This window comes from Streptococcus suis, assembly GCF_017601095.1.
GTDB lineage: Bacteria > Bacillota > Bacilli > Lactobacillales > Streptococcaceae > Streptococcus > Streptococcus suis_Z.
This window is the reverse complement of sequence record NZ_JAGFUX010000004.1, coordinates 174,748-201,715: the sequence shown is the minus strand read 5'-3', so window position 1 is coordinate 201,715 and position 26,968 is coordinate 174,748. Positions and strand designations below refer to the sequence as shown.

32 protein-coding genes are annotated in these 26,968 nt (G+C 43.5%); 5 read left to right on the top strand and 27 right to left on the bottom strand.

The annotated features are described in order from the left end of the window. Positions 1-10: 10 nt before the first annotated feature. From J5566_RS05140 to miaA, 3 genes are read right to left on the bottom strand one after another with little or no spacing between them, the layout of a single operon-like run. Positions 11-640: a cystathionine beta-lyase gene (locus tag J5566_RS05140; RefSeq protein ID WP_208562380.1), complete on the bottom strand. Its 630-nt coding sequence runs from the start codon at positions 638-640 to the stop codon at positions 11-13. Next, positions 624-1,874 carry a GTPase HflX gene (hflX, locus tag J5566_RS05135; protein ID WP_105106426.1) on the bottom strand — a complete coding sequence of 417 codons (1,251 nt, stop codon included), beginning with the start codon at positions 1,872-1,874 and terminating at the stop codon, positions 624-626. Before hflX ends, J5566_RS05140 begins: the two co-directional genes overlap by 17 nt. After that, a complete protein-coding gene (miaA, locus tag J5566_RS05130; protein ID WP_208562379.1) occupies positions 1,867-2,751 on the bottom strand; it encodes a tRNA (adenosine(37)-N6)-dimethylallyltransferase MiaA in 885 nt (294 codons plus the stop codon). Before miaA ends, hflX begins: the two co-directional genes overlap by 8 nt. Positions 2,752-2,819: 68 nt before the next feature. On the opposite strand from miaA, the gene J5566_RS05125 reads away from it, so the two are divergent. Beyond that, a complete protein-coding gene (locus tag J5566_RS05125; RefSeq protein ID WP_032502441.1) occupies positions 2,820-2,990 on the top strand; it encodes a DUF3042 family protein in 171 nt (56 codons plus the stop codon). Positions 2,991-3,417: 427 nt separating this feature from the next. On the opposite strand, the gene J5566_RS05120 is transcribed toward J5566_RS05125, so the two are convergent. Beyond that, the gene (locus tag J5566_RS05120; protein WP_244228957.1) at positions 3,418-4,545 is read right to left on the bottom strand and encodes an MFS transporter; all 1,128 of its coding nucleotides are present in this window, start codon (positions 4,543-4,545) and stop codon (positions 3,418-3,420) included. A 247-nt stretch (positions 4,546-4,792) separates the two neighbouring features. Between J5566_RS05120 and J5566_RS05115 the strand changes: the two genes are divergently transcribed. Continuing rightward, complete coding sequence (locus J5566_RS05115) at positions 4,793-5,941, top strand: cobalamin-independent methionine synthase II family protein (RefSeq protein WP_208562377.1); 1,149 nt, start codon at positions 4,793-4,795, stop codon at positions 5,939-5,941. A gap of 56 nt (positions 5,942-5,997) precedes the next feature. Here J5566_RS05115 and J5566_RS05110 read toward each other — a convergent pair whose 3' ends face one another. The 5 genes from J5566_RS05110 to folE are packed head-to-tail and all read right to left on the bottom strand — an operon-like array spanning position 5,998 to position 9,563. Continuing rightward, complete coding sequence (locus tag J5566_RS05110) at positions 5,998-7,311, bottom strand: GntP family permease (protein ID WP_208562376.1); 1,314 nt, start codon at positions 7,309-7,311, stop codon at positions 5,998-6,000. Positions 7,312-7,332: 21 nt separating this feature from the next. Further along, a complete protein-coding gene (folK, locus tag J5566_RS05105; protein ID WP_208562375.1) occupies positions 7,333-7,827 on the bottom strand; it encodes a 2-amino-4-hydroxy-6-hydroxymethyldihydropteridine diphosphokinase in 495 nt (164 codons plus the stop codon). Beyond that, the gene (gene folB, locus J5566_RS05100) at positions 7,824-8,186 is read right to left on the bottom strand and encodes a dihydroneopterin aldolase (protein ID WP_024400723.1); all 363 of its coding nucleotides are present in this window, start codon (positions 8,184-8,186) and stop codon (positions 7,824-7,826) included. The genes folK and folB overlap by 4 nt, the downstream gene beginning before the upstream one ends. After that, complete coding sequence (gene folP, locus J5566_RS05095; protein WP_208562374.1) at positions 8,179-8,991, bottom strand: dihydropteroate synthase; 813 nt, start codon at positions 8,989-8,991, stop codon at positions 8,179-8,181. The genes folB and folP overlap by 8 nt, the downstream gene beginning before the upstream one ends. 8 nt (positions 8,992-8,999) lie before the next feature. Beyond that, on the bottom strand, positions 9,000-9,563 hold the full coding sequence (gene folE, locus J5566_RS05090; RefSeq protein WP_205031229.1) for a GTP cyclohydrolase I FolE: 564 nt from the start codon (positions 9,561-9,563) through the stop codon (positions 9,000-9,002). A gap of 180 nt (positions 9,564-9,743) precedes the next feature. Here folE and J5566_RS05085 point away from each other — a divergent pair, with 180 nt between their 5' ends. Further along, positions 9,744-10,226 (top strand): NUDIX hydrolase, encoded by a 483-nt coding sequence (locus tag J5566_RS05085; protein WP_208562373.1) that lies wholly within the window; start codon positions 9,744-9,746, stop codon positions 10,224-10,226. Between the two features lie 45 nt (positions 10,227-10,271). On the opposite strand, the gene J5566_RS05080 is transcribed toward J5566_RS05085, so the two are convergent. Beyond that, complete coding sequence (locus J5566_RS05080; protein ID WP_208562372.1) at positions 10,272-10,949, bottom strand: DUF4956 domain-containing protein; 678 nt, start codon at positions 10,947-10,949, stop codon at positions 10,272-10,274. Beyond that, complete coding sequence (locus J5566_RS05075; RefSeq protein WP_208562371.1) at positions 10,936-11,679, bottom strand: polyphosphate polymerase domain-containing protein; 744 nt, start codon at positions 11,677-11,679, stop codon at positions 10,936-10,938. Before J5566_RS05075 ends, J5566_RS05080 begins: the two co-directional genes overlap by 14 nt. A 149-nt stretch (positions 11,680-11,828) precedes the next feature. Here J5566_RS05075 and J5566_RS05070 point away from each other — a divergent pair, with 149 nt between their 5' ends. Both J5566_RS05070 and J5566_RS05065 read left to right on the top strand, forming a co-directional pair. Then, entirely contained in the window at positions 11,829-12,869 is a 1,041-nt protein-coding gene (locus J5566_RS05070) for an endonuclease/exonuclease/phosphatase family protein (RefSeq protein ID WP_208562370.1), read from the top strand. A 73-nt stretch (positions 12,870-12,942) separates the two neighbouring features. Continuing rightward, entirely contained in the window at positions 12,943-13,245 is a 303-nt protein-coding gene (locus J5566_RS05065) for a hypothetical protein (protein ID WP_172021348.1), read from the top strand. Positions 13,246-13,265: 20 nt separating this feature from the next. On the opposite strand, the gene J5566_RS05060 is transcribed toward J5566_RS05065, so the two are convergent. From J5566_RS05060 to J5566_RS04985, 16 genes are all read right to left on the bottom strand, one after another. Continuing rightward, positions 13,266-13,532 carry a DUF2087 domain-containing protein gene (locus J5566_RS05060; RefSeq protein ID WP_208562369.1) on the bottom strand — a complete coding sequence of 89 codons (267 nt, stop codon included), beginning with the start codon at positions 13,530-13,532 and terminating at the stop codon, positions 13,266-13,268. Between the two features lie 54 nt (positions 13,533-13,586). Next, on the bottom strand, positions 13,587-15,986 hold the full coding sequence (gene pheT / locus J5566_RS05055) for a phenylalanine--tRNA ligase subunit beta (RefSeq protein WP_208562368.1): 2,400 nt from the start codon (positions 15,984-15,986) through the stop codon (positions 13,587-13,589). Position 15,987: 1 nt separating this feature from the next. Next, complete coding sequence (locus tag J5566_RS05050; RefSeq protein WP_172067519.1) at positions 15,988-16,509, bottom strand: GNAT family N-acetyltransferase; 522 nt, start codon at positions 16,507-16,509, stop codon at positions 15,988-15,990. A gap of 95 nt (positions 16,510-16,604) precedes the next feature. Then, on the bottom strand, positions 16,605-17,648 hold the full coding sequence (gene pheS / locus J5566_RS05045; RefSeq protein ID WP_172072294.1) for a phenylalanine--tRNA ligase subunit alpha: 1,044 nt from the start codon (positions 17,646-17,648) through the stop codon (positions 16,605-16,607). Positions 17,649-17,899: 251 nt separating this feature from the next. Then, positions 17,900-18,739, bottom strand: a complete 840-nt coding sequence (locus J5566_RS05040; RefSeq protein ID WP_208562367.1) for a DNA/RNA non-specific endonuclease — start codon at positions 18,737-18,739, stop codon at positions 17,900-17,902. 29 nt (positions 18,740-18,768) lie between these two features. After that, positions 18,769-18,960 (bottom strand): DNA-directed RNA polymerase subunit beta, encoded by a 192-nt coding sequence (locus tag J5566_RS05035; RefSeq protein WP_208562366.1) that lies wholly within the window; start codon positions 18,958-18,960, stop codon positions 18,769-18,771. Next, positions 18,953-20,236 (bottom strand): UDP-N-acetylglucosamine 1-carboxyvinyltransferase, encoded by a 1,284-nt coding sequence (gene murA / locus J5566_RS05030; RefSeq protein ID WP_208562365.1) that lies wholly within the window; start codon positions 20,234-20,236, stop codon positions 18,953-18,955. Before murA ends, J5566_RS05035 begins: the two co-directional genes overlap by 8 nt. A gap of 14 nt (positions 20,237-20,250) precedes the next feature. Continuing rightward, positions 20,251-20,472, bottom strand: a complete 222-nt coding sequence (locus J5566_RS05025; RefSeq protein WP_208562364.1) for a DUF1146 family protein — start codon at positions 20,470-20,472, stop codon at positions 20,251-20,253. Between the two features lie 101 nt (positions 20,473-20,573). After that, positions 20,574-20,990, bottom strand: a complete 417-nt coding sequence (locus J5566_RS05020) for a F0F1 ATP synthase subunit epsilon (RefSeq protein ID WP_158456956.1) — start codon at positions 20,988-20,990, stop codon at positions 20,574-20,576. A gap of 9 nt (positions 20,991-20,999) precedes the next feature. Beyond that, on the bottom strand, positions 21,000-22,406 hold the full coding sequence (gene atpD / locus J5566_RS05015) for a F0F1 ATP synthase subunit beta (protein ID WP_158456958.1): 1,407 nt from the start codon (positions 22,404-22,406) through the stop codon (positions 21,000-21,002). A gap of 22 nt (positions 22,407-22,428) precedes the next feature. Continuing rightward, on the bottom strand, positions 22,429-23,307 hold the full coding sequence (locus tag J5566_RS05010; protein ID WP_208562363.1) for a F0F1 ATP synthase subunit gamma: 879 nt from the start codon (positions 23,305-23,307) through the stop codon (positions 22,429-22,431). A gap of 13 nt (positions 23,308-23,320) precedes the next feature. Further along, on the bottom strand, positions 23,321-24,826 hold the full coding sequence (atpA, locus tag J5566_RS05005; RefSeq protein WP_205031239.1) for a F0F1 ATP synthase subunit alpha: 1,506 nt from the start codon (positions 24,824-24,826) through the stop codon (positions 23,321-23,323). Positions 24,827-24,847: 21 nt separating this feature from the next. Next, the gene (locus J5566_RS05000; protein ID WP_208562362.1) at positions 24,848-25,381 is read right to left on the bottom strand and encodes a F0F1 ATP synthase subunit delta; all 534 of its coding nucleotides are present in this window, start codon (positions 25,379-25,381) and stop codon (positions 24,848-24,850) included. 1 nt (position 25,382) lies between these two features. After that, positions 25,383-25,886 carry a F0F1 ATP synthase subunit B gene (gene atpF / locus J5566_RS04995; protein ID WP_208562361.1) on the bottom strand — a complete coding sequence of 168 codons (504 nt, stop codon included), beginning with the start codon at positions 25,884-25,886 and terminating at the stop codon, positions 25,383-25,385. Positions 25,887-25,904: 18 nt separating this feature from the next. Beyond that, entirely contained in the window at positions 25,905-26,621 is a 717-nt protein-coding gene (atpB, locus tag J5566_RS04990) for a F0F1 ATP synthase subunit A (protein WP_208562360.1), read from the bottom strand. 34 nt (positions 26,622-26,655) lie between these two features. Next, entirely contained in the window at positions 26,656-26,856 is a 201-nt protein-coding gene (locus J5566_RS04985; RefSeq protein ID WP_158456970.1) for a F0F1 ATP synthase subunit C, read from the bottom strand. Positions 26,857-26,968: the final 112 nt, after the last annotated feature.

Sequence of the window (26,968 nt, the reverse complement as noted above, 5' to 3'; positions counted from 1 at the left end):
TGTTTACTTTCTAATGTTTTATATATAAAATTGCAGAGCGACCCGACCAGGTGTAGTAATACTGACCAGCATAGCCGTCCGCAACTTCCAGCACTTCTTCCTGATTAAAGCCTGAAATCTTGACCAAACCTTTCGATGTCGCCACTTGGGTCAAAAGGTAGTCTGTTTCAACTTCCTCTAACTCGGCGTCCTCAAAGGGATTGACTTTCATGAAAATCTTGCCCTCCTCCACAAAGACGACATAGTGGGGAAAGACTTGGGCGATTTCAAAGAGCAAACTTCCTGTCACTTCCTCTACACCTTCCGAAAAAACCTGGGCCAGACCGTCCGCCGACACATAGGCAAATCCGAAGGACTTACCAGATAAATTCAGGCGGACAAAGGGCTTGTCCTCAGCAAAGCTGGGCTCTTTTGGAAAAAGGCTCAGCTGCTGAGAAAGAGTCAGATAGTAGTTCGTCGCTTTCTCTGCTCCTTGTTTTTGGTAGATTTCCGCAAAATAAGCATTGATAACCGAAGGTGGTGGCGTGATAAAGTCTAGTTTTTGTTGGTCGGTCAAATCGGCTAATTTCTTAGCCAGATAAACCTTGTCCAGACTAGTAAAGCCACCGTATTTGATTGCCAAATCAAGATAATCTGTCATAAAATTCTTCCAACTTCCATTTATTGCTGGAAGCGATATAGCCTGATACCACTTCCACATCCTCTTCGTAGGTCCGATGTTCTATCAGTGCCAGGGTTGCCAAATCATGCAATTTATAAGATTCAGCAAGTGGCACCCTGACCTCAAATCGTTCAAACATGGTCTTAATCTTGGCCAAGACCATCATTTGAATATGGCCTTTGGCATTTTCATCCTTAGCGGACAGCATTACATGAGGAAACTGACTAGGAGTAAAGCTGTCATCGGTCTTGTCCAACTTGTTGTAGAGAGCTAGACGTGGAATGTCCAGCATATCCAGGTCTTTTAGAATGTCCAAGACTACCTGCTCCTGCTCGCTATGATTGGGGTCAGAGGCGTCGATGACATGGAGCAAGAGGTCCACGTTCATGGACTCCTCCAAGGTGGACTTGAAGGCAGAAATCAACTCAGTCGGCAGGTCCTGAATGAAGCCAACCGTATCGGTCAAGGTCACATTGAACTTGTCAGCCAAGTTAATCTGCTTGGTCGTAGCATCAAGTGTCGCAAAGAGTTCGTCCGCCTCGTACTGCCGCTTATCGGTCATGGCATTCATAATGGTGGACTTACCAGCATTGGTATAGCCAATCAAGCCGATTTTGAAAACACCTGATTGCAGACGGCGTTCACGGACAGTTGCTCGGTTCTTCTCCACCGTTTTGAGTTGGCGTTCAATGTCGTGAATCTGGTTGCGAATGCTTCGACGGTTGAGCTCCAATTGGCTTTCACCTGGTCCACGAGAGCCGATACCACCCGCCTGACGGCTGAGCATGATACCTTGTCCAACCAAGCGCGGCAACATATACTTGAGCTGGGCCAAGTGAACCTGCAGTTTACCCTCGTGACTCCGTGCTCGCATGGCAAAGATATCCAAGATCAACTGCATGCGATCGATGACTTTAACCCCCAGAATCTCCTCCAAATTGACATTCTGACGGGGTGTCAGTCGGTTATTGACAATGACGGTATCAATCTCATCAGCTTCGACCATCTGGGCAATTTCTTCTAGTTTCCCTGAGCCGACAAAGGTCTTGCTGTCATATTTTTCACGTTTTTGAGTGTAGACTCCCTTGACCAGAGCACCAGCCGTCTTAGCAAGACTTGCCAACTCCTCCATGGACATGTCAAAGTTGTCTGTCTGCTGTAATTCCACTCCAACCAGGAGGGCGCGTTCTTGTTCTTTCTGGGTTTCAATCATTTAAAAATTCCTCCACGGCGGTGAAAATCTGTGACTTGTAATCTGGCTGGCCTACTGAATAGAAGGGAACCTGCATCCGATTTCTATACCAGGTCAATTGACGTTTGGCAAAGCGGCGGCTATTTTGCTTGACCTTATCAACTGCTTCTTCTAGGCTGATTTGACCTGCTAAGTATGGGAAAAACTCCTTGTAGCCAATTCCCATAGCAGCTTGGGCTTGGGGATGTTCTTGGTAGAGCCAGCTAACTTCATCTAGTAAGCCCGCCACCATCATCTTATCCACTCGCTGATTGATGCGGTCGTAAAGAACCTGTCTGTCATCCGTCAGGCAGATGTAAAGAGGCTCAAATTCTGACTCTGTATTTTCTAAGTTCTTGCCAAATTTTTTCAACTCTAACCCACGAATGATTCTCCGTCGGCTGTTTCCCTCGACTGTCAAACCTACCTGCTCTGCCATTGTTTCCAAAACCTCGTCAGACAAGCAGTCGAGTTCCGCCCGATAAGCAAGAACTTGCTCCTGATCAACCTGCCCGCCCAGATGGTAGCCTTCAAGCAAGCTCTGAATGTAAAGTCCAGTTCCTCCAACGATAATGGGCAACTTTCCACGACTAGTAATGTCAGCAATTAAGGCCTTGGCTTCTGCTACAAATTCATAAGCCGAATAGCCCTCGGTTACATCTCGGACATCAATCAAGTGATGAACCGCAGCAGCCTGCTCTTCAGGACTAGCTTTTGCCGTACCAATATCTAGTTTGCGATAGACTTGCTGGCTATCACCGCTGATAATTTCTCCATTGTAGCGCTGGGCCAACTCAATGCCTAAGGCAGTCTTTCCTACCGCTGTCGGTCCAATGACCACAATTACTTTTGTTTTCATCTTTTTCCTTGAAAATATTTTGTTTTTTCGCTAAAATCTATTATAACACAAGTAAAGGAGAATTCACTATGGCTAAAGGTTTTGGTAAAGGATTTTTAACTGGCGTTTTATCAACCGTTGCTCTTGCCGCAGGTGCTATCTTCACCGTTCATAAAACAATCATTGAACCAGAAGAGAAAAAAGAGGCTTTCATCGAAGAAAACCGTAAAAAAGCCGCGCGCAAACGTGTCGCACACTAATTAGAAAAGGGAAGCTTGACTTGTCTTTTCAAATCGCTTTAAAAACCTATCTCCTATACGAGATAGGTTTTTTTACGAACAGTTTCATTTCCGAAAACTTAAAAATAAATGTTTCGAACACGTGAATACATTGTTGTGACAGGAAAATCAATTTTTAAATATGTTAATTCAATGCATTTGCGTATTTTAAATTGTTAAAACATGTCATTTCAATGTATTTGCGTATTTTTACATTTTAAAACATGTCAATACAATGCTGTGGCTTATTTTAAATGTTTAAAATAGATCATGTAACTATTTTGATGCATTTTACAGTTTTAATGACCTAATCATGCTCTCTGAGTTCCTATTAGGAGTTCTAAAGTTTTCTAGTCTACTCGTCAAAGAAAACAGACATAAAGAAGCTGGCAGTTGCCAACCTTTACATTTAGACAATGATATCTTCTTTTTCGATCAGGACAATGGTCCACATCATGGAAATGGTCACGACTGCTAGTGCCAGAATTAAAGGCATCCAACTTCCAAATAGAGGGAAGCTATAGCCAAGAAGACCTGGACCAAAGGCAGCAATCAAGTAGCCACCTGTCTGTACCATACCAGATAACTGAGCAGTCGCCTGGCTGTTGCTGGTTTTCAAGGTAAAGCCCAACATCATGTATGGGAAGAGGGCTGCATTTGAAAAGCTAAGAATAATATGGAGAACTGACCAGAGAACAAAATTGGCTGGAATTATTGCCATCATCACCAAACCTAAAAGGGTCACTGACGAGATAGCTAACATGATGTTTCGACGCATTTCCTTGCTTTGACGAGAGAGGATTGCTGGGATAATCATGGACATGGGAATGGCTGTCATGTTGAAGAAACCAGCCATCAGTCCTGCTTCCGCCTTGCTAAAACCAACAGACTGGGAAATCGTCGGTAGCCAAGTAATCTCTGTATAGTAGAGAACCGACTGCAACCCTCCGAAAATCAGAAAGGCCAAGGCTGCCTTATTTTTCCAGATGGAACTACTTTGCTTACTCTGTTTTTTAGCCTCGAAGCGGTGATTGTTGCGCGTCGTAGGCAACCAAATAATAAATGCCAAAAAGACTACGCCTGTGATCAAAAGGACAAAGAACTGCCAAGAACTTGATGAAACAATTGGCACAGCAATCATCGCTGCAACTGTTGCTGCCACCCCCATCAGGGTAATGTAGATGGTCGTATAAAGCCCGATTTTCTTTGGAAAATTAGCTGTTACCAAACTAGGTAACAAAACGTTGATAAAAGCAATCGTCGCACCAACAATGACAGTTCCTAAAAATAGGAATGGGAGTCCCAAAATGCGCATACCTGATCCAATAACCATGACAAACAATACAATCGCCATGAGTTTTTCCATCCCAAACGTTTCAGCTAACTTTGGTGCCAAAGAAGAGCACAAGGCAAACATAATCAAGGGGATAGAGGTTAAAATACCTAACGAACTAACGTTTACTCCCAAATCTGCAGCAACATCCGTTAAAATAGCCGGTAAAGCTGTAAAGGGAGCACGCATGACGACCCCAAGCATCACAATTCCCAAGGTAGTTAGTAATAATTGATTCTTTTTCAAGTAATTCTTTCCTTCCATTTTCCATAAAAATGCACTCTAGATTATACCATAAGTCCCCTTGCTTCCCAAGTAAATTTATCAAAAATCACAAAAAAGAAAGCTTTACCTATAGTTTAGAACTATATATTTGTTGACTATTTAACTATTTTTCAAGTTGGAGAGTTTCAGGTAGAATAAAACCATCACTTTAAAAGAGAGAAATGATATGACAAGTTCTAGATTTCAACTAGTTGGTTCCTTGTTACGACCATCTGACTTAGGAAAATACAAGCGTGAGATTGAAGTACGAGACGACATCTCCTACCCATTTTACCAAGATTTTGCAGGCTACCAAGAAACAGAACTGGCAGACATCAAGGCTGTCATTGCGGAGCAAAAAGAACATGGTATTCCTTATCTAACAGACGGTGAGTTCTCAAAATCTATGTGGCACCTTGATTTTGCCTGGGGCTTGCATGGCATTGAGCGTTACATCGCTGAGCATGGCTACCCTTTCAAGGACCATGATGGGAATATCTATGAAACCCGAAAAGATATCGGTCTGCGTATCGTCGATAAATTGTCTGGTAAAAATCATCATTTCATTGACATCTACAAGATTGTCAAAGCTGAGGCTGGTGATGCAGCTACCAAACTGACAGTTTGGGGACCAGCTCACGCCTTTACAGAAATTGCTGTCTTCAATGGACAAGTTGGTCCTGACCAAGTCTATCAAACACGCGAAGATTTGAAAGAAGGCTTGATCCAAGTCTACAAGGAGTTTCTGACGGACTACAAGGCAGCAGGTGGTGAAATCGTACAGTTCGATGACTGCCTTTGGGAATTGTTTGACCCCGCAAACCCTGTTCCATTCTTCCCACAGGATGATCCAGAAGCCTTGGCTGCACTTGCTGATGAATTCGTAGCCATCAACAACGCTGTCATCGCTATCGGTCATGACTTGGGTCTAACAGTTTGGACACACAACTGCCGTGGTAATTATGAAAGTCGGCACGCTGCTGGCGGAACTTATGAAGCCATTGCAGAGAAATTCCTTCGTGACCAGCAATATGACCGCTTCTTCCTGGAATGGGATGATGAACGAGCTGGTGATTTAAAAGCTTTGGAAAGCTTGCGTGATAAAGATGTTGAAGTTGTCTTAGGTCTTCTATCTAGTAAAACAACTGACCTAGACGATGAAGAACGCGTATTCCGTCTCTTGGAAGAAGCAAGCAAGATTATTCCAAAAGAGCGTCTCTACTTGTCACATCAATGTGGATTCGCCTCATGTGATTCAGGTAATGAATTGGCCATCCCAGAACAATGGGCGAAAATTAAACAAGGCCAAGAGATTGCAGAGAAGTTTTGGGCATAGCCTCTTCTCCTTATTCGTGCACTACAACAGCCCCATCTTTGATGGGGCTGTTGTTTTTATGGATATAAAATTGGAATAAGCAAAAACATCACCAGTAAAGCCAACAAATGACCAACTGTCACCAGTACAAATGAATACTTGAGACCACGCTTCATGCTGATTTTTGACAGGTTATGGAAGGTAATCATAACACCGGATTGTGGTACAACAGTCAATATAGCCGAAGCTACGACAACCACACGGTGGAGGACTTCCGGATTAATCCCCATTTCCAAGTAGGCTGGCAAGAAGTTATTAGAGGCAATGCCTACCGCTCCAGAAGAAGATCCGATGATACCACTAATCAAGGCTGTTGATAGTGACAAACTAATCAGTGGAGATCCTGGAATCTGTTGGATCCAGTCTTGAATGACGGCAAAACCTGTCGACATGGCAAGAACTGTTCCAAAAGCTACTGTGCTAGATGTAGCAAAGGCTGGGACAATAGAAGCTGTCGCGCCTGAGTTCAACATATCTTTTTGATTTGGAAGATAGGAATGAAAAATCAGGGCTGCCAATAGAATAGAGACTGTCAGTCCAATGACCAAGATATTTGGTGTTTGACTCCATACGAAAATCACTCCAATCAAACTCAGCAATGGTAAGATAGAAAGCACAACACTAGGTTGCTTGCCTTCTTCCGTCGAGACAGATGCTTCTTCGACCTCTGTATAAGTTTCTCCCTTGGCAAGACTTTGCTTAAGGCAATATGCCATGTAAAATAGACCAAAGAGCAACAAGGTAACACTGGCCGCTAGACTAAGTAGGGGAGCTGCTGTCAGGCTCGTTCCCAAAACCTTGGTTGGAATCACGTTTTGAATGGAAGGTGTTCCTGGCAAGGATGTCATGGTATAGGTACTTGCTCCGAGAAAAACGGGGAGGGGAAATAGGGCCCAATTGATATTCAACTCTTTAAATAGTGGTCGAGAAAGTGGAAGTAGGGTAAAAATCACTACAAAAATACTGACCCCACCATAGGTTAATAGGCTTGTAATCAAGGTAATTGCCAATAAAACCTTATAGGGACTGTCTTTTCCGACAAGTTTCAAAATACTATTGGCGATGGTCTGGGTAGCTCCACTTGCTTCCATATATCTAGCTAAAATCGATCCCAACATGAAAATGGCAAAGTTATTAATCAGAAATCCTGCTAGACCAGTCATATAGGACTTCTCCTGTCCAAACATGACCTCTAACACATTCATCTGATTGGTCAAGATGATAATCAAACTAGCCAATGGCGCTGCAACAATTACATGTAGATTCTTTGCAGTCCAATAAATAATGGCCACAACGGCCAGTAAAACTCCTAAAATTGCTAAAATTGCCATAGTTCTCCTTATTTTCCCTTCTTAGTCAAGAGAGATTTTTTTAATATCTGACGTATCTCCTAAATTACTTACTAGCTCTTCTACCCTTTGACCAAAACTTGGATGTCGATAATCTGCTGCAATATCAGCCAGTGGTAAAAGAACAAATGCCCTCTCATGGGCGTAGGGATGGGGAACGATGAGGTTTTCTTCCTCAATCACTTGCTCATCCCAAAAAATAATATCCAAATCAATGGTACGTTGGCCCCACTTTTCAATCCTGACCCGATCCAGATCCAATTCAATCTGCTGGCAAAGGGCTAAAAAGTCTTGGGCAGATAAATCTGTTTCAACCTGACAGGCCAGATTGAGGAAATCAGCCTGATCTGTCTTGCCCCAAGCTGGTGTTTCATAGATGGGAGAAACCAAACCTAGTCGGCAGTCAGGATGACGATCTACGGCCTCTAAAGCCGCCTTTAAATAAGCTAGACGGTCCCCCATATTTCCGCCAATGCTGAGATAGGCTAGATGCTTCATGGTCGTTCACGCTCCAATTCAATTCCGACAGAATCATAGTGTCCAGCAATGGGCGGATTTTCCTTGTAAATGGCCAAGCGAATCTTCTCCACCTTTGGAAATTGATCAAAAATCTCCTGACAAATAACACCTGCTACCTTTTCTATAAGAATGTAGGGCTTGCCTTCCACAACTGCTTTAATGGTATCAAAGACCATACCGTAGTGAACTGTGTCTTCTAAATTGTCAGTTTGTGAAGCTGCTGTCAGGTCAACAAACAAATCACAGTCAACTGTGAAAATTTGACCAAGAACTTGTTCTTCTTTGAAGGCACCATGGTAGCCGTAAAAGCGACATTTATTAAGAGAAATCTTATCCATGTTGACCTCCAGAAGTCAATTGGTCCCAAACTTTAACGATGTCACGGTTGGCAGCGACATTGTGAACACGGACCATTTTACAGCCTTTTTGGACTGCCCAGGCAGACAAGGCTGCCGTTGCTTGATCGCGGTCAGTCGGTAAGCTATTTCCACCAAGCAGATAATCTACCACGCGCTTACGAGATATTCCAAATAGAACGGGATAACCGAGAGCAGTAATCTGTTCCAGACCTTGCAAGAGGTCTAGATTATGTTGGACATTCTTCGAAAAGCCAAATCCTGGATCCAACCAAATCTTGTCTGCGGAAACACCTGCATCCAAAGCAGCTTGTGCTCGTTCAGCTAGAAAGTTTTTGACCTCTCCAACAACATCCGCATAGCTTTCTTCTTTCTGGTTGTGCATGAGAATAATTGGTACCTTGTACTCCGCAGCCAGTGCTAGCATATCTCCATCATAAAGTCCTGCCCAGACATCATTTAAAATATCTGCGCCTGCTTCAAGCGCTGCTCGTGCTGTGCTTGTTTTATAGGTGTCGATGCTGACAAGACAGTCATAGTTTTCTTTGATAGCGCGGATAGTCGGAACCACGCGAGCAATCTCATCTTCTTCAGACACAAAGCTTGCACCTGGACGAGTGGACTCACCACCAACATCGATGACAGTCGCGCCGTCTGCCAACAACTTTTCTACTTGAGCCAGGGCTGCTTCTACCTCATTATAGTTACCCCCATCTGAAAATGAATCTGGGGTCACATTGAGAATCCCCATAATGGTTACTTGATGGGCTAATCGTTCAATAGACATAGAACCTCCTATTTATTGTGAATCATGGACAAGAGTTCACGGCGCAAGATGGCATCTTCCTTGTATTTGCCAAGGGCAACTGTGGTCACTGTCTTACTACCTGGCTTGCGAATGCCACGCATACTCATGCACATATGCTCTGCTTCAACCATGACAAAGACGCCTTCTGGGGCAAGGGCATCTTGAAGTGCATGAGCCACTTGATGAGTCAAGCGCTCCTGCAATTGAGGGCGACGACTTGCTACCTCCACTGCACGCGCTAACTTGCTCAGACCTGTCACTCGACCCTTGCTCGGAATATAGGCTACATGAGCAATGCCATAAAAGGGCACCAAATGGTGTTCACACATGGAGTGGAAAGGAATATCCTTGACCAAAACAACCTCTTCATGACCCTCTGAGAAGACAGCCGTAAATTGGTCCTTAGGATCCTCTTGTAGGCCGTTAAACATCTCTAGATACATTTTAGCTACACGTTTTGGTGTATCTAGCAAACCCTCACGGTTTGGATCTTCTCCTAATAATTCCAATAATTGATAAATGGTTTGTTCAATTTGTTCTTGTTTTGACATAGTACATCCTAAATAATTTGATGTTCTTATTATACCGTAAAATCCCCTTTCAGAAAAGGGCTTTCAACTTCCTAATGCAGAAACTGTCCCCGACCAACCATCATCTAGCCCATTCCCATCGACTGGCTTTGTGATATAGCTTTGTGATATAATGGAGGAAATGATTTTCAAGGAGCTACTATGACCAAAAAACCTGTCCAACTAGCGACGATTTGCTACATTGATAATGGCAAGGAATTTCTCCTCCTCCATCGCAATAAAAAAGAAAACGATGTCCACCAGGGGAAATGGATTGGGGTCGGTGGCAAGTTGGAGCCTGGTGAAACACCGCAAGCCTGTGCCATTCGCGAGGTCTTTGAAGAAACGGGCCTGACCGTCACCAAGCATGCCCTCAAAGGGGTCATCACCTTTCCAGATTTTACTCCAAACACTGACTGGTACACCTATGTCTTTAAGATAACAGGTTTTGAAGGAAGTCTTATTGATTGTGACGAAGGTGATTTAGAGTGGGTTCCCTATGACCAAGTCTTGTCCAAACCAACCTGGGAGGGCGACAGGCATTTTCAAAAATGGCTTTTAGAGGACAAACCATTTTTTTCCGCTAGCTTCCGCTATGATGGGGATAAGCTGCTGGATTACAGCGTTGATTTTTATGAAGAATAATTTAGAAAAGAGAAAAAGCCTTGGAAATCCAGGGCTTATTTGATACTACAAATACTTCTTCTTAGGCATTTGCTTGTTCAATACGACAGCCAAGGGACCTGCTGACAATACTGTATCAACCAAGTGTTTATCTGTAATTTTTTTATCGAGGAGAACTTGATATTCTAAGATTAGCGCTTCTTTTTTCTTCTTGTACTTAAAGGAAATGAGATCCGCTTGCTTGCAGGATGTACCAAATTGTTTCTCAAAAAATTGGTCGTAGTCAAAGTCCATTGGTACTGTCACCAAGAGATGACGTCGATTTTGATTGACTTGGGCAAAACTAATGTTTTCAAAAATCATGATACAAGCAGATAGGATGACCGTCATAAAGACAGCCAAACCTAGGAAGCCCATCCCTGTCGCGAGACCAATAGCCATTGCAAGAAGGACTGCAAGCATCTCCTTTGAAGAACCTGCCGCTGAACGGAATTTAATAAGACTGAAAGTCCCTGCTACTGCAACACCCGCTCCTAAGTTACCATTTACCAATGCTATGATTACTGCAATCAATGCCGGCATTAGACTTAGTGTGATGACAAATTCTTTTGTATAGTTGGATTTATACTTATAAACAGCTGCTAAGAGTACCCCCATAGACAGACTGACTGCAAAGACCATTGCCATCTGTGTTAAGGTGATACTGCTATTGGCAGTTGAAAAGATACTGTTAAACAGCTGCATGTTGACTTACTTCCTCTCCAGTGATGTTGTGGGCAAGCTTATAGGCATTGCCATATTTAGAAAATGATTGTTTTTCAATCTGGTATTTTTCGAGTAGGGCTACCAACCAGTCTGGTCGTTCTTCTGGAACTTTTACTTCCATGATGACTTTTGTTGGATCCAAAAGGTTCTTACCAAATTTACCTTCCATTGCATCTACATCGTAATCTCGATAAAGTAAGTTCTTATCAATTGTGAGACGAACCTTTTTGTCTTCGATTCCTTTGTAGGATACGCGATCGTAGTAGATATACATTTTAGGCTTAATTGTTCCGTAGCGTTCTCTCAATTGCTCTAGTTCTGATGTAACTTTATCGTCTTTAATTGTGGAATCAATCACTCCATTTTCAATATAGTTTGTTACAGAAACAGGGTTTGAAGTTAAGCGGTATTTATAGCCAATTTTATTTTCTTTTTTCTTGATTTCAAGAAAAGCTTGACTGGATTCAGAAGGTTTAGAATCGTAGACACGCATCCGAATTTTTTCTCGACCATTCTTTTTAGCAATGGAATCTTGAATCATATCAAAGTTTTCATTATCGAAATATATATTTGTAATAGTTGATTGAGCATATTCATCCGCCACCATGTATTCTTTCAAATCTTCTGCTAAGAGAGCAAAGGTTGCCTTGTCCAAAATGTATTTTGATTCAATGCGTTTAAACTGTTTTTGTACGATTCTTGTCTTCATGGGATTACCTTCTTATCACTTTTTTCGAGCACCTGTCTCGTTTACAAGTAGTAGTTTACCGCCCGAAAGTTAAAAGAAGCTGAAAGAAATGTTAAAGAAAACTTAACTCAACAGCTCTACTATGCTACAATAAAGCAAAGGAGAAAATCATGTTAAAAAAGATTATCAAATGGTGCCTGAGCATCCTGGCTCTTATCCTGCTGACCGTCGGCTCCTATGTAGCCTACCTCTTTCTTGACTACCACAGGCTTGAAGACAATCTTGCTCTGGAGGTGACCAATCAGACCAGTCAGGACGAGTTTGCGGTCGGTCAAACTTACTCTATGATGACCTTTAATATCGGCTACGGCTCTTATCCGAGCGACTACTCCTTCTTTATGGACGGGGGTAATGAGGTCCGGGCACGGAGCAAAGAGGCTGTGGAGGAGGCTCTGGCTAATGATAAGGACCTGATAACTTCTGCCGATCCCGACCTCATTCTCTTTCAGGAGGTGGATCTGGATGGTGACCGTTCCCAGCACGTCAATCAGGTCGCTTATTTCACACAGGAACTGGCGGATTACTCCTGGTCCTTCGCTCAGAACTACGACTCATCCTACCTCTTCTACCCTGTCACCGACCCGATTGGCCAAGCGACTTCTGGATTGCTAACCCTCTCTAAGATAGATTTTCAAGATGCCACTCGCTACCAGCTGCCCATTGACACGGACATCAGTAAGTTCTTTGACCTGGATCGCGCTTATTCGGTCAATCGCTTTGCGACAAATAGCGGAGCGGATTTAGTAGTTATCAATGTCCACCTCTCTGCCTATACTAAGAATGCGAGTATCCAAAAGGCACAGCTGGAAAAAATTAGTCAAACCATGGAAAGCGAGTATACAAAAGGTAACTATGTCATCGTTGGCGGAGATTTCAACCATGCACTTGATGACAAGGCCCGCAACGACCTGACCTGGATGAAGACTTTCCCCGTTGACCAGCTACCAGCAGGCTTTACTCTCGCTGCTCCAAGTAATGCACCAACTGTCCGCAATATTGACCAACCCTACAATCCCAACTCTACTCTGACAGGAACAATCGATGGTTTTATCCTTTCAGACAATATCATTGTTGATACGATTAAAACTCTCTCAAACGATTTTGCGTCCAGCGACCACCATCCTGTCCTAATGACCATACGACTCCAATAACCCCATAATCAAAATCGTAGGAAAAGGGTTGCAACTATGCTAAAATAAAGAAAACGAACGCAAGGAGAAACCCATGTACGAATTTGTCTTAGAATACGGCTCTTTCCCCGTAAAACTCATCGACGGTTTTGTCAACAATCGCTCAGAAATCCCTGATTTTCTCAAAGAGGATGAAGAAATGATTGCCCGCTTGAATGAGATTAATCAACTCTTCCACCAACTTTTCTTAACAATCGAATGCAAGTTTGACTACATCGGCAAGCAATTCCCTGACAAGATTGAACAACTACGAACACTCTATCATCCGCTAGCAGAGGATTTACTAGCCAAGTATGGCAACCAGATAGAGTTGAAGATTGAACCCTTTATTTTATAAGACAAAAGAGATGACCGCAATCATCTCTTTTCTTCTATTCTGTATTCCAAACCATACTGGTCACGCGATAAGTAGCCATAATCCACCAAGTAGCGTCTCAATATAGCATAGTCAACATAAATCTCAGCTAGAAAGCCATTAACCTCTTTTTCAGTGAATGTTGAGCCTTTCTTAGCCAATTCCTCCTGCAAGTAGGCAAACAAGACCTGCTTACTTTTCAATTTTTTAGGAATCACGATAAGCTTGCCTTGTCGGAAAAATTTTTCGTGAATATCTTGAGCCTTCATATCTCCCTCCCAAAAATCCTAGCACGCAGACTAGGATTTGATAAGATTTACAAATTAACGAATCTCAGCACCAAGCTCAACAAGAGCCTTACTGATTTTCTCCATGTACTTAGCCACTTCCTCATCCGTCAGGCTATCCGCTGGATTCTGGAAGGTCAGGTTGTAAGCCATAGATTTCTTACCAGCCTCAATATTGCTGCCCGCATAGACATCAAAGAGGGTAACCTTGGTCAAGCGTTTCACGCCCGCACCAGCAATGGCATCCAGGACATCCTGATGCTTGACATCGCTGCTCAAAAGCAGGGCAATATCACGGCTAACCGCTGGGAATTTGGAGATTTCGGTAAATGGCTGAGCAGGCTGGAGAGCTTGCTCAATCGCATCCAGATTGATTTCAGCCACGTAAGTTTCAGGAATACCGTAGTCCTTAGCCGTTTGAGGATGTACCTGACCGACAAAGCCGATCACAGCCTCATTCAAATGGATTTCAGCTGTACGACCTGGGTGCAAGGCCGCAATCTCACTAGTCGCCACAAAGTCAACAGCCAACTTGTAATGAGCAAAGATTGCTTCCAAAATCCCTTTGGCATGGAAGAAATCAACAGGCACAGCTGGTGTCTGGAAGTCTTTCTCAGCTACCAAACCAGTCAAGACAAGGGCAAACTTGTTGATTTCTTGTGGCAGGTCCTCTTTTGGATTGCCAGACTGTTCAAAGATTTTACCGATTTCGTAAAGAGCCAAGTTCTTGTTCTTACGAGCCACGTTGTAGGCAAGAGTTTCCAGCATACCAGACACCATGTTCTGACGAAGGGCAGAGCGGTCAACAGTCATTGGCCACATTAGTTCGGTGACTGTGGTTGGACGTGCTGCAAACTCCACAGCCTTTTCAGGTGTTGTCAAGGCGTAGGAAATGATTTCTGTCAGGCCTGCACCTTCTGCCAGGCTACGTACTTGGCGACGGATGTTCTGGGTCAGGGTCAACTCACCTGCTGTACCGTCCTCTTTTGGAAGAGTGGTCGGCAGATTATTGTAGCCATAAATACGAGCGATTTCTTCTACCAAGTCTGCTGGAATGCGAATGTCCCAACGACGACGCGGTACTGCGACTGTAAACTGACTTGCATCGCCAGTTGTTTCCATACCTAAACGACGGAAAATGTCTGCAATTTGAGCATAGTCGAGGTTGGTCCCGAGCGAGCGGTTAACGTAATCAATGGTTGCTGTGACTGGAACGTCCGAAGTGTCCACGCTACCCGCAGAAACGATGCCAGACAAGACCTGACCGCCAGCCAATTCCGCAATCATAGCAGCTGCTGTGTCCATAGCTTCCGTCAAAGTTGCTACGTTGATGCCTTTTTCAAAGCGAGAAGAGGACTCAGAGCGAAGGTTGAGGCGACCTGAGGTCTTGCGGATAGACTTGCCGTCAAAAAGGGCAGCTTCCAGCACAACGGTCTTAGAGTTGTTGTCAATCTCTGTGTTGGCACCGCCCATGACACCACCGAGGGCAACTGCCTTGTTCGCAACGGAAATGACGATATCATCGGCAATCAAGTCACGCTCTTCACCGTCAAGGGTCACCAAGTTTTCACCCTCTTTTGCCTGACGAGCCACGATTTTCTTGCCATCAAACTTATCAAAGTCAAAGGCGTGCATTGGCTGACCGAAGTAAAGCAAGATGTAGTTGGTGATATCGACCACGTTGTTGAGCGGGCGAATACCTGCATTCATGAGCAGATTTTGCAACCACTGTGGACTTGGTGCGATGGTCACATTTTCGATGACACGAGCCGTGTAGGCAGGTACCTTGTCTGACTCAATGGCCACTTCAATCACATCGCTGGCCTTCTTGTCACTTTCCTCTAAGACCACAGGCTTGAAGTTGACCTTGCTGTCATAGATAGCTGCCACTTCATGAGCCACGCCACGCATGGAGAGGGCGTCGGCACGGTTTGGTGTGATGGACAGCTCGATAATCTCGTCGTCAAGGTCTAGGTATGAAAAGACTGGCTCACCCACCACTGCATCTTCTGGCAGGTGGTAGATTCCATCCGCATAGACCTTTGGCACAACTGAGTCGGACACGCCGATTTCGCTCAATGAGCAGAGCATACCCAAGGACTCAACTCCGCGGATTTTGCCTTTCTTGATCTTGTAGTTTCCAGCGATACGAGCTCCTGGCAGAGCGACGATTACCTTGATACCAGCTTTCACATTCGGAGCACCGCAAACGATTTGCGTGATTTCTTCGCCCACATTGACCTGACAAATATTGAGGTGGGTATCTGGAATTGGCTCAGCAGACACAACCTGCCCGACAACCAACTTAGAAAGGCCAGCACTCTTTTGCTCAACCCCTTCTACTTCAATTCCTGTTGTTGACATTTTTTCAGACAAGTCATGGCTTGTCGCATCAAAGTCAACCAGTTCTTTTAACCATTTGTAACTTACTAACATATTATCCTTTCTGGTGCAAAGGCCGTTTCAGAAGCCAATCCACATCAATCTTATCACCGACCGCAAATTCATGCTGGCCAAATTTTTCAAATCCGTATTTTACATAGAATTGCTGAGCCTTGTAATTACGTTCCCAAACTCCCAGCCAGACCCAGTCACAGCTTGACTGCTCTGCTTTTTCCAAAGCAAATTCAAACAAGACCTGCCCAAGACCGCGTCCCTGATAGGCCTGCAAGAGATAGATACGCTGGATTTCAAAGGCATTTTCCAACTCCTGCTCCGTCTGCGCAGAACCTTGGTTGAGCTTGAGATAACCAGCCACCTGATCATCAATCCTTAGAAAATAATGCTGGCAATTGGGATCAGACAACTCCCTTGTCAAAACATCCATGGAATAAGCCTCCTCGAAGAAAGCCTCCAGCTCCTCTGGATCATTATCGTGAGCGAAGGTTTCAGCAAAGGTCTGCTTGGCCAACTCCTGCAAAACGGAAACCTCTTCTAAACGTATAGGATCAATCTGCATCTCATTGCCTCTCATTTCTAACTGGGTTAAGTAAACTGCTAGAGCGGCTACCGTCCTGTTTCTAGATACTTTCAGTATCATAAACAGGTCTCACATCAGAATTGCTCCGAGAATCGTACATCGCCTTGATAGAATCCACGGATGTCGTTGATACCGTAGCGGAGCATAGCAATGCGTTCCTGACCAAGACCGAAGGCAAATCCAGAGTACTTGGTTGAGTCAATGCCACTCATTTCCAATACTTGTGGGTGGACCATGCCGGCACCGAGAATTTCAATCCAGCCCGTTTTCTTACATACGTTACAGCCGTCACCACCGCACTTGAAGCAAGAAACATCCACCTCAACAGAAGGCTCCGTGAATGGGAAGTATGATGGACGGAGACGAATTTGACGCTCTTCACCGAACATCTTCTTAATGATCATTTCAAGCGTACCCTTGAGATCGCCCATGGATACATTTTCACCGACAACCAAGCCTTCAATCTGGTGGAACTGGTGGCTGTGGGTCGCATCATCCGTATCACGACGGAAAACACGTCCAGGCGAAATCATCTTCAAAGCACCTTTTGAGAAATCATGCTGGTCCATAGTCCGTGCCTGAACAGGTGAGGTATGGGTCCGCATTAGGATTTCTTCTGTGATGTAGAAGGTATCTTGCATATCACGCGCTGGATGATCTTTTGGCAAATTCATGCGCTCAAAGTTGTAGTAATCTTTTTCCACTTCAAATCCATCAACGATTTGGAAGCCCATGCCCAAGAAAATATCTTCTATTTCTTCAGAAGTTTGAGTCAGGACATGGCGTTTTCCGACCTTGACCTGGCGACCTGGCAAGGTCACATCAATGGTTTCGGAAGCTAATTGCTGTTGGATTTTTGCGGCTGCAACCTTCTGAGCAGTTTCTTCAAAGGCAGCTGTCAGCACATCACGCACTTCATTGACCTGCTTACCAACGATTGGTTTCATATCGTTAGAAAGATCTTTCAAACCTTTCAACAGGTCCGTCAAGGACCCTTTTTTACCCAAAACTGCAACACGCAGGTCTTGTAGTTCTTTTTCTCCTTGGTGCTGGATTTCTTTTAGCTTTTCTAGTGTCGTTTGGCGCAAATCGGCCAACTGTTGTTCAATGTTTGACATAATTCCTCCAATAAAAAAACGCATGACACCACTCGTATCGGAGCGTTGTCACGCGGTACCATCCGTTTTCATCTGCTAGGCAGACCTTAGTTCTAAGTCCTTGCGTGAGTGAATTCGACCAACTTTCACTGATTGAGCTTGCAGTCACGGCTCAACTCCCTGGGCAGTTTCCATAGGTGTACTAGTCTCACAGACTTCTATTCAATTATTTCTAGTTTAACAAAATATAGGCAGTTTAGCAACTGATTTCTTTATTCATTCACCGTGATTTCACCGCTATGGTAGTTAATGCTGAGGCCGCTCTGTACATTGGGAACAAATACATTGAACTCTAAGCTTCCATCAGAAGATTTAGCTTCGATTTGTCGGCCAACTGCGACTAAATCATTCTCTTGGGCATAAATCAAGGTTACACGGTAGCGGACACGTTTGTTCTTGTCTAGTGCTTTTCGTACCAAGGTTTCAAAATAATTCTGTCCTGTCGATGTTTGATCATTGGCCTGGTTGGACCAAGCTGTTTGAACTGCAATATTTTGAGGATTGCTGGTTGAAGCATCAAAGCCAGATAGACCGCCAATGATTGCATATCCTAGCAAGTGCCCACGATCCACAGCATGGTCATATTCCCCAGTTAAATCATGAACCTGATGCCAACCTGCTGGAGTCCAAGACGTAGCACCATTTCCAGTCTCATTACGGTCCTTGTATTGTCTGGTTGCTTTAGTCATCAAGGCATTAGCTACCGTTGGAACTGTTTCTCCCTGGGCTGTTTTAGTTTTGGTATCTGCATAAGGCAGGCTGGACACAGAAGCATCTAGATCAGTCTTATTGCCGTTGATAAGAAATGCGCCAGCTCCATTCCAGTCAATTGAATTGCCCACTTGTTTTTTTACACTCTCCGTTAAAACAGAACTAGCTAATTCCTCACTTGGGGTAGACTCACTTGCCTGCGATTGATTCACATAGTACGAATAACTAGCTGTACTATTGCTACTCGAATTATTTAAAAGATAGCCTCCGCCTACTACAACAATAGTTGCTATCAAACTAAGCAGGCTCATGGCCTGTTTTTTTACATTTTTCTTTGCCATATATCTCCCATCAAAAAAGTAGGTCTAGCCTACTTTCCTGTAAATTTACTCATTAATTCTTGCCATTTATCAGGTGATAAAATAGCCCAGGCATTGTCTCCATCTCCGACAACACCGTAGCCTACCATGAGACCTGCCGCCAAAAATAGTAGTGCCAATATGAAAACTAGAAAGACAATCAACCATTGTCGTCCGACAAAGCCAACATTTTCTTTAAACATCACTGTCTTCTCCTTTGATTCGTTCAATTTGAGCACCAAGTTGGGCTAATTTTTCATGAAATTTATAATATCCGCGGTCCAAATGACTAAGTTTTCCGACGATTGTTTGGCCTTCTGCTACTAAGCCAGCCAAAATCAGAGCGGCACTTGCTCTCAAATCTGTTGACATGACTTGAGCTCCTTCCAAGGCTTGCCCTCCATGGATAATGGCCGTATCACGCAAAATTTCTGAATGGACATTCATCCGTCTCATTTCTTCCAAGTGCTGAAAGCGATTTTCAAAGACTGTCTCAACCATGGTTGACTGGCCTTTTACAACTGACATTAAGGCTGTAAATTGGGCTTGCATATCCGTTGGAAATCCTGGATGAGGTAGGGTTGTAACAGAAACAGGTTTAAGGTTTTTCACAGTTGAACGAATTCGAATACCTTCGTCTTCCTCAAGCACCTCGACTCCCATCTCCTGAAGTTTTGAGAGAAGGGGACGATTATGTTCCCAAATAGCATCCTGAACCAGTACATCACCACCTGTCATGGCAGCTGCAACCATAAATGTTCCCGCTTCAATCCGATCTTGAACTACCTGATGAACTGTTCCTTTAAGATGTTCAACACCTTCAATGGTAATGGTTTCGGTACCTGCACCACGTACTTTGGCTCCCATCTTGTTCAAGAAAATCGCCAAATCAACAATTTCAGGCTCCCGAGCTACATTCTCAATAACAGTTTTTCCCTCAGCCAAACAAGCTGCCATCATCAGGTTTTGAGTAGCACCTACGCTTGGGAAATCCATGAAGATATGTGCTCCCTTTAATTTCTCCGCATGCGCTTCAATGTAACCTGAGCGTTGCGTAATGCGTGCCCCCATCGCTTCCAAACCTTGTAAGTGTAAATCAATGGGACGACTGCCAATTGTACAACCACCTGGCATAGAGACCTTGGCATAACCATTTCGTGCCAAAATTGGACCAAGTACAACAATTGAAGCCCGCATTTGGTTCACATATTTATAGGGTGCCTGACTACCAATCTGACCACTTGCATCAATGAAAACCTGTTTTTCTTCTTCATCAAAAGTCACATCGATGTCCAAACCACGAACAACGTTATTCATGGTAAATACATCTGATAAAATGGGCACATTGGTTAAAGTTGAAGTCCCTTCTGAAGCTAAAATCGTAGCTGCTAACAAGGGCAGAACAGCATTTTTTGCTCCTTCTATCGCGACCTTTCCTTGCAAGGGATTTTTACTTCCAGTTACTATAATTTGATCCATAAGTTCTCTCTTTTCTATTGAAGTACAAATAGCTTACTGAGGGCAACGATATCTAGGAAGAAGCCTGACACGATATAGCCCAAAGCAATTGCGAAAAAGAGAAGTAAGACCTGAATCTTTCCAGTCTCTCGACTCCCCTTAAAAACTGATTTCCAATCAATGACCGATGTCAACAATATATGGGAGAGGTATATAAATAACAAGTGACTGGATAATTGAAATAACGAATTAAGCATGACTCTATTATAACAAACTTCCCCCAAAATTTGCCAAAAGAAACACAGACCTTCTTCTGTAATCCTATCAAACAAAAAAAAGCTAGGAAAATTCCTAGCTGTTAACGATTACCACAACGAATCCGGTTAATAGCTCGTTGCAAGGCGATGTTGGCGCGCATTTCCAAATCAATATTGTGGGCATTGTGAGCTTCTTCCAGCTCTCTTTCAGCCCGTAATTTGGCACGTTCTGCACGACTGACATCAATATCACGTTCCCGCTCTGCTGAGTCAGAAACAATGGTAATCAGGTCTTTATTTACTTCGATGATACCACCATTGACCGCAATCCAGTCCACATGGTTTTCATCATCTACCCGACGAACTTTGATTTCATCGATTTCCAAAACAGCAATCAATTCCAAGTGACCTGGATAGATTCCCAACTCACCTTCTTTTGTTTTACACAAAACAAAGGCAGCGTGGTGATCGTATTTGATGCCATCCGGCGTTACGATTTGAACGGTCATTTGAGCCATGATTCACCTCTAAAACTTCATCTTATCCGCTTTGGCAAGTACATCTTCGATTGAACCAACGTTACGGAAGGCATCTTCTGGAAGATGGTCATGTTTACCCTCTAAGATTTCCTTGAAGCCTTTGACAGTTTCTTTAACTGGAACATAAGAACCTGGCATCCCAGTAAATTGCTCTGCCACGTTAAAGTTCTGTGACAAGAAGAATTGGATGCGACGAGCACGACCAACCAGGGTCTTCTCTTCATCTGACAATTCATCCATACCCAAAATGGCAATAATATCTTGCAATTCTTGGTAGCGTTGAAGGACACGTTTGATTTCCATGGCAACGGCATAATGCTCCTCGCCCACAATCTCTGGAGCAAGGGCACGTGATGAGGAAGCCAATGGATCAACCGCTGGATAGATACCCAACTGGGTCAATTTCCGTTCCAAGTTAGTTGTTGAATCCAAATGTGCGAAAGCAGTCGCTGGGGCTGGGTCTGTATAGTCATCGGCAGGCACGTAAATAGCCTGAATTGATGTAACAGAGCCCTTCTTCGTTGAAGTAATTCGCTCCTGCAACTGTCCCATTTCTGTTGCAAGGGTTGGCTGGTAACCAACGGCAGAAGGCATCCGACCCAAGAGGGCTGATACTTCTGAACCTGCTTGCGTGAAACGAAAAATGTTATCGATGAAGAGCAGAACATCCTGACCTTCGACATCACGGAAGTATTCCGCAATAGTTAAACCGGTCAGAGCAACCCGCATACGAGCACCTGGTGGCTCATTCATCTGACCGAATACCATGGCCGTTTTCTCGATAACACCTGATTCCTTCATCTCCCAATAAAGGTCATTTCCTTCACGAGTACGCTCACCGACACCTGTAAAGACAGATATCCCTCCGTGTTCTTGGGCGATGTTATGAATCAACTCTTGGATCAAGACAGTTTTACCAACACCGGCACCACCAAAGAGGCCAACCTTACCACCTTTTAAGTAAGGTGCCAAAAGGTCAATAACCTTGATCCCAGTTTCTAAAATTTCTGTCGAAGTAGACAATTCATCAAAACTTGGTGCCTTCTTATGGATTGGCTCACGCTCTGCATCTTCCGAAAACGGCTGATCCAAGTCAATCGTATCTCCCAAAACATTAAATACACGACCGAGTGTTTCCTTTCCGACAGGAACGGAGATTGGACGGCCTGTGTCCAATACTTCCATTCCACGTGTCAAACCGTCTGTGGACTCCATAGCAATGGTACGTACGACACCATCACCCAGTTCCAAAGCGACCTCTAGCACTACCTTTTGCTTGCTGTCGTCATTTTTATATACCACTAAGGCGTTGTTAATCTCAGGAAGCTTATCCTCAGCTGCGAAGGCAACGTCAACAACGGGACCAACAACCTGAGTAATTTTGCCTGAACTCATACTGTTTCCTCTATTTTCTAATCTATTCCAATGCAGAAGCTCCTGCTACAATCTCCGTAATCTCTTGCGTAATCGCAGCCTGACGAGCCCTGTTGTATTTGATGGTCAAATCTGAAATAACATTTTTTGCATTGTCTGTTGCTGTCTGCATGGCTGTCATACCAGCAGCATTCTCAGCAGTTTTTGCATCTAAAATGGCTCCATAAATAGTCGATTCTGCGTACTGAGTCAATAATTGCTCCAATATCGCATCACGGCTTGGCTCCAGTTCAAACGTCGCTGTATAACCTTCTACTTCATTGTGGTCCAAGTCTTCAACCGGCAACATTTGCTGTACACGCACCTGACTAGTCAAGCTATTGACATGGTGGTTGTAACAAACATAGAGTTCATCAAAAATTTCATTTTTGTACATTTCAACCGATTTTGAAATGATTTTTTGAACATCTTCAAAGCTTGGGTTATCAGCTAAGCCACGCAATTCAAAGACAGGATTCATTCCCCTTGCGCGGAAAAAATCTGCGCCCATACTACCAATAGCAATGATTTCAAATTCATCATTTGAACTATGATCCTGTTCAATCATCCCCATAACAGCTTTGAGAATGGTTGAATTATAGCCACCCTTCAAGCCGCTGTCTGAGGTGATGACAATGTAGCCTGATTTTTTAACAGGTCGACGAATCAACATAGGATTGGAAGTATCAGAAGCCATCAGTTCTGCGTGCAACAAATCCGTCGTAATTTGACGGACCTTGCTAGCGTAAATTTGAAAGGATTGGGCCAACTGCTCAGACTTTGCTAATTTTGAGGCAGAAACCATTTGCATGGCGCCTGTGATTTGACTGGTTTTCTTAGTAGAAGCTATTTTTGTTTTAATCTCATTTAGAGAACCTGCCATGCTCTACACTCCTTTACTTGAAAACAGACTGGTCTTTGAAGGCTTGAATAGCTGCATTCAACTCGTCTGTATCTGGCAAATCTTTGGTTGTACGGATGACTTCCAAGAGATTATCATAGTGCAAATCAAAGAAGTCATAGAGTTCCTCTTCAAATGCCAAGACATCTGCAATCGGAACAGAATCCAAGAAACCATTGGTAAGAGCATAAAGAATCAAGACCTGTTTCTCAACTGGAAGTGGCTTGTGCAAGGGCTGTTTGAGCACTTCCACAGTTCGACGACCGCGGTTGAGTTTGGCTTGCGTAGCTGCATCCAAATCCGAACCAAATTGCGTGAAGGCTTCTAGTTCCCGATAAGAAGCCAAATCGATTCGAAGAGTACCTGCCACCTTCTTCATAGCTTTAATTTGAGCCGAACCACCTACACGTGATACAGAAGAACCCGCATCAATGGCTGGACGGATACCAGAGTTGAACAAGTCATCCTTCAAGAAGATTTGACCGTCCGTGATTGAAATCACATTAGTTGCGATATAGGCTGAAATATCCCCTGCCTGGGTCTCGATAAATGGCAGAGCTGTAATGGAACCGCCACCTAATTCATCTGAAACTTTAGCTGAACGCTCAAGCAAGCGGCTGTGCAAGTAGAAGACATCCCCTGGATAAGCTTCACGACCTGGAGGTCGACGAAGCAAGAGGGATAATTCACGATAGGCCACCGCCTGTTTTGACAAATCATCATAGACAATCAAGACGTGTTTGCCTTCATACATGAACTCTTCTGCCATCGCAACACCAGCATAAGGAGCCAAGAAAAGCAAGGGAGACGGTTGAGAAGCCGAAGCCGTTACCACGATTGTATAATCCAAGGCACCGTACTGACGAAGGGTTTCCACCTGAGTACGAACCGTTGACTCCTTTTGACCAATCGCCACATAGATACAAATCATATCTTGTCCTTTTTGGTTAAGGATTGCATCGATAGCAACTGATGTTTTACCTGTCTGACGGTCCCCAATAATCAATTCCCGCTGGCCGCGACCAATCGGAACCAAGGCATCAATAGCCTTAAGACCAGTTTGAAGTGGTTCATTAACCGACTTCCGTTGCATAACACCTGGTGCTGGATATTCAATCGGACGGGTTTTACTTGTCCGAATATCACCAAGTCCATCGACTGGTTGACCTAGTGGATTGATGACACGACCAATCAAGGCTGAGCCAACAGGAACTTCCATGATTTTGCCAGTACGACGAACGACAGAACCTTCACGAATATCAGTGAATTCACCCAAAATGATGATACCAACATCGTTGGTTTCTAAGTTTTGAGCCATACCGATTGTTCCATTTTCAAAGACTAATAGCTCGCCACTCATGGCATTGTCAAGACCGTGGGCCCTGGCAATTCCATCACCAATATAGGTTACAACCCCTGTCTCTGTGTAGTCAAAGTCTGGTTGAAACCCTTCAATTTGTTGTTTTAGTAAAGCGCTAATTTCTTGTGCATTAATCACCAAAAGAACACCACTTTCTATTTTTTAAAGTTTATTTCTAATTTCTTTCAACTGGGTTCGAACACTAGCATCAATCACCTTGTGATTGACCGTTATGATAAAACCACCAAGAATACTTGGATCAAGTTCTTCGATAATCGAACGGACCGTCAAAGAAAATTTCTCTTGTACAAGCTTTGTCAATCTGTCTTTTTGTTCGAAAGTCAAAGGATAGACTGAAACCACATGGGCGTCAAACTTATTCTTACTTTTACTAATCGAACGGTTGGCTGCTTCTAAAGTCTCCAACAAGAGGTCAGAATGACCGTCGCGAATGACTTCTTCAATCAGTTCATTTACTTGATAGTAGGAAGATTGGCGAACCGTTCGAACAAATTCTGATTTTTCAGCAGCTGATACGGTTGGTGACAAGAGGATGCGATTCAACTTGGTTTCGTGAATAATCGCAATCAAATCTGAAATCTGGTCATACATGCCCCAGATTTCTTGCTTATCACTTACTTTTTCAACGAATGACTGAGCATATTTTTGCACGAGGGCAGTTTCTCTTGCATTCATCTTATTTGTCTCCTAGCTTGTCAATATACCGATCAATCAAAGCTTGATGGGCTTCCTGGCTCAAATCTTCTAAGATAATTTTTCCTGCCAAGTCTACAGCCAAATCTGCAACTTGGACACGAAGATTTTCTTGGGCTTCGCGTTTTTCAGCTTCAATTTCCATTTGAGCCTTAGTTTTTAAGCCTTGAATTTCAACATCTGCCTGTTCTAAGATACGTTTTTTTTCAAGTTTTGCACGTTCAACAGCATCTTGTACAATTTGCTGCGCTTCTACTCGCCCTTGTGCTAACTCAGATTCACGCTGTTCTACCAAATCTGATGCAACTTGCAATTTTTCTTCCGCAGCATCAATATCACCTGAAATTTTTTGCTCACGTTCTTCAAAAATACCTGTAATACGATTCCAAGCAAAGATACGAATCAATAGAATCAACAGGCCGAACGAAGCCGTTACAAGGATAAAATTGCCGAGAATGGTACTACTTGTACTGAGTAGTCTAATCATAAATCTTTTCTTCCTTTCCTATCCGTGTTCGTCACCAATTTTATTGCTCAAATACATGGACACCAGCATAACAAAAACATAACCCTGTAAACATGAAATAAAGACAGAAAAGGCTGTCCAAAGCACGTTCAAAAGAAAGGCAATCGGATATGCTAGAGCGCTCTGTTGAGACAATTGTAAGAGAAGAGACACCAGTACTTCACCCGCGTAGATATTACCATACAAACGCAAGGCCAGAGATGCTAAATTTGTCACTTCTTCTAAGATATGCATGGGAGTCATGGCCCAAGGTGTCACAAAAGCTTTTAAATAACCTTTGAAACCTTTACGGCGAATACCTTCTACATGACAGAAAACAATTGCAATCGTTGCTAGACCAAAGTCATAGGCCATATTGGCTGTTGGTGAGGTCCAAAGATTGTGTCCTTCTGCTGTTTCGATTTTGGTCATCAAACCCAAATTATTGGCAACTAAGAGAAAGGTAAAGACTGTGAAAAAGAAGAGTGAATAGCGTTTTGCATCTTCATCACCCAGATTTCCCTTGGTGAAATTTATGGTTAATTCATAAATATATTCCAGGACATTTTGTTTTCCTTTAGGTTTTAATTCCATACGGCGACTTGCCCAGAAAACCAGGAGGAAAATAACGAAAATGGTAATGAATGAAACCAATACCATGGTCAAGTCAAAGGTTACGGGACCAAGGGTAAGGGTTGGACTTGCATGTTCTTCCAATGGAGGTTCCCCCTTTTTCTAATCTCTCTTTTTCTTAACCGAGTACAAATGCCATCGCGAGTGTTACGAAGAAAGTACCTTCGATAAAGGCTACACCCAAAAATACACCAGCCATTAATTTGCTTTGCATCTCTGGTTGACGAGCAGTCGAACTAAGGTAAGAAGCTACCAAAAGACCCTCACCGATACTTACTCCAAGACAGGCCAAACCTAAAGCCAATGCACCTAAATTCATGTTGAATTCTCCTTTAATTTTTTATACCATGTAAGCATACTCCTATTAAATGCGTTTGTCAAGAAAATACGATCAATGTAAACGCTATATTCAGCTTTTGACAAAAAGAAAA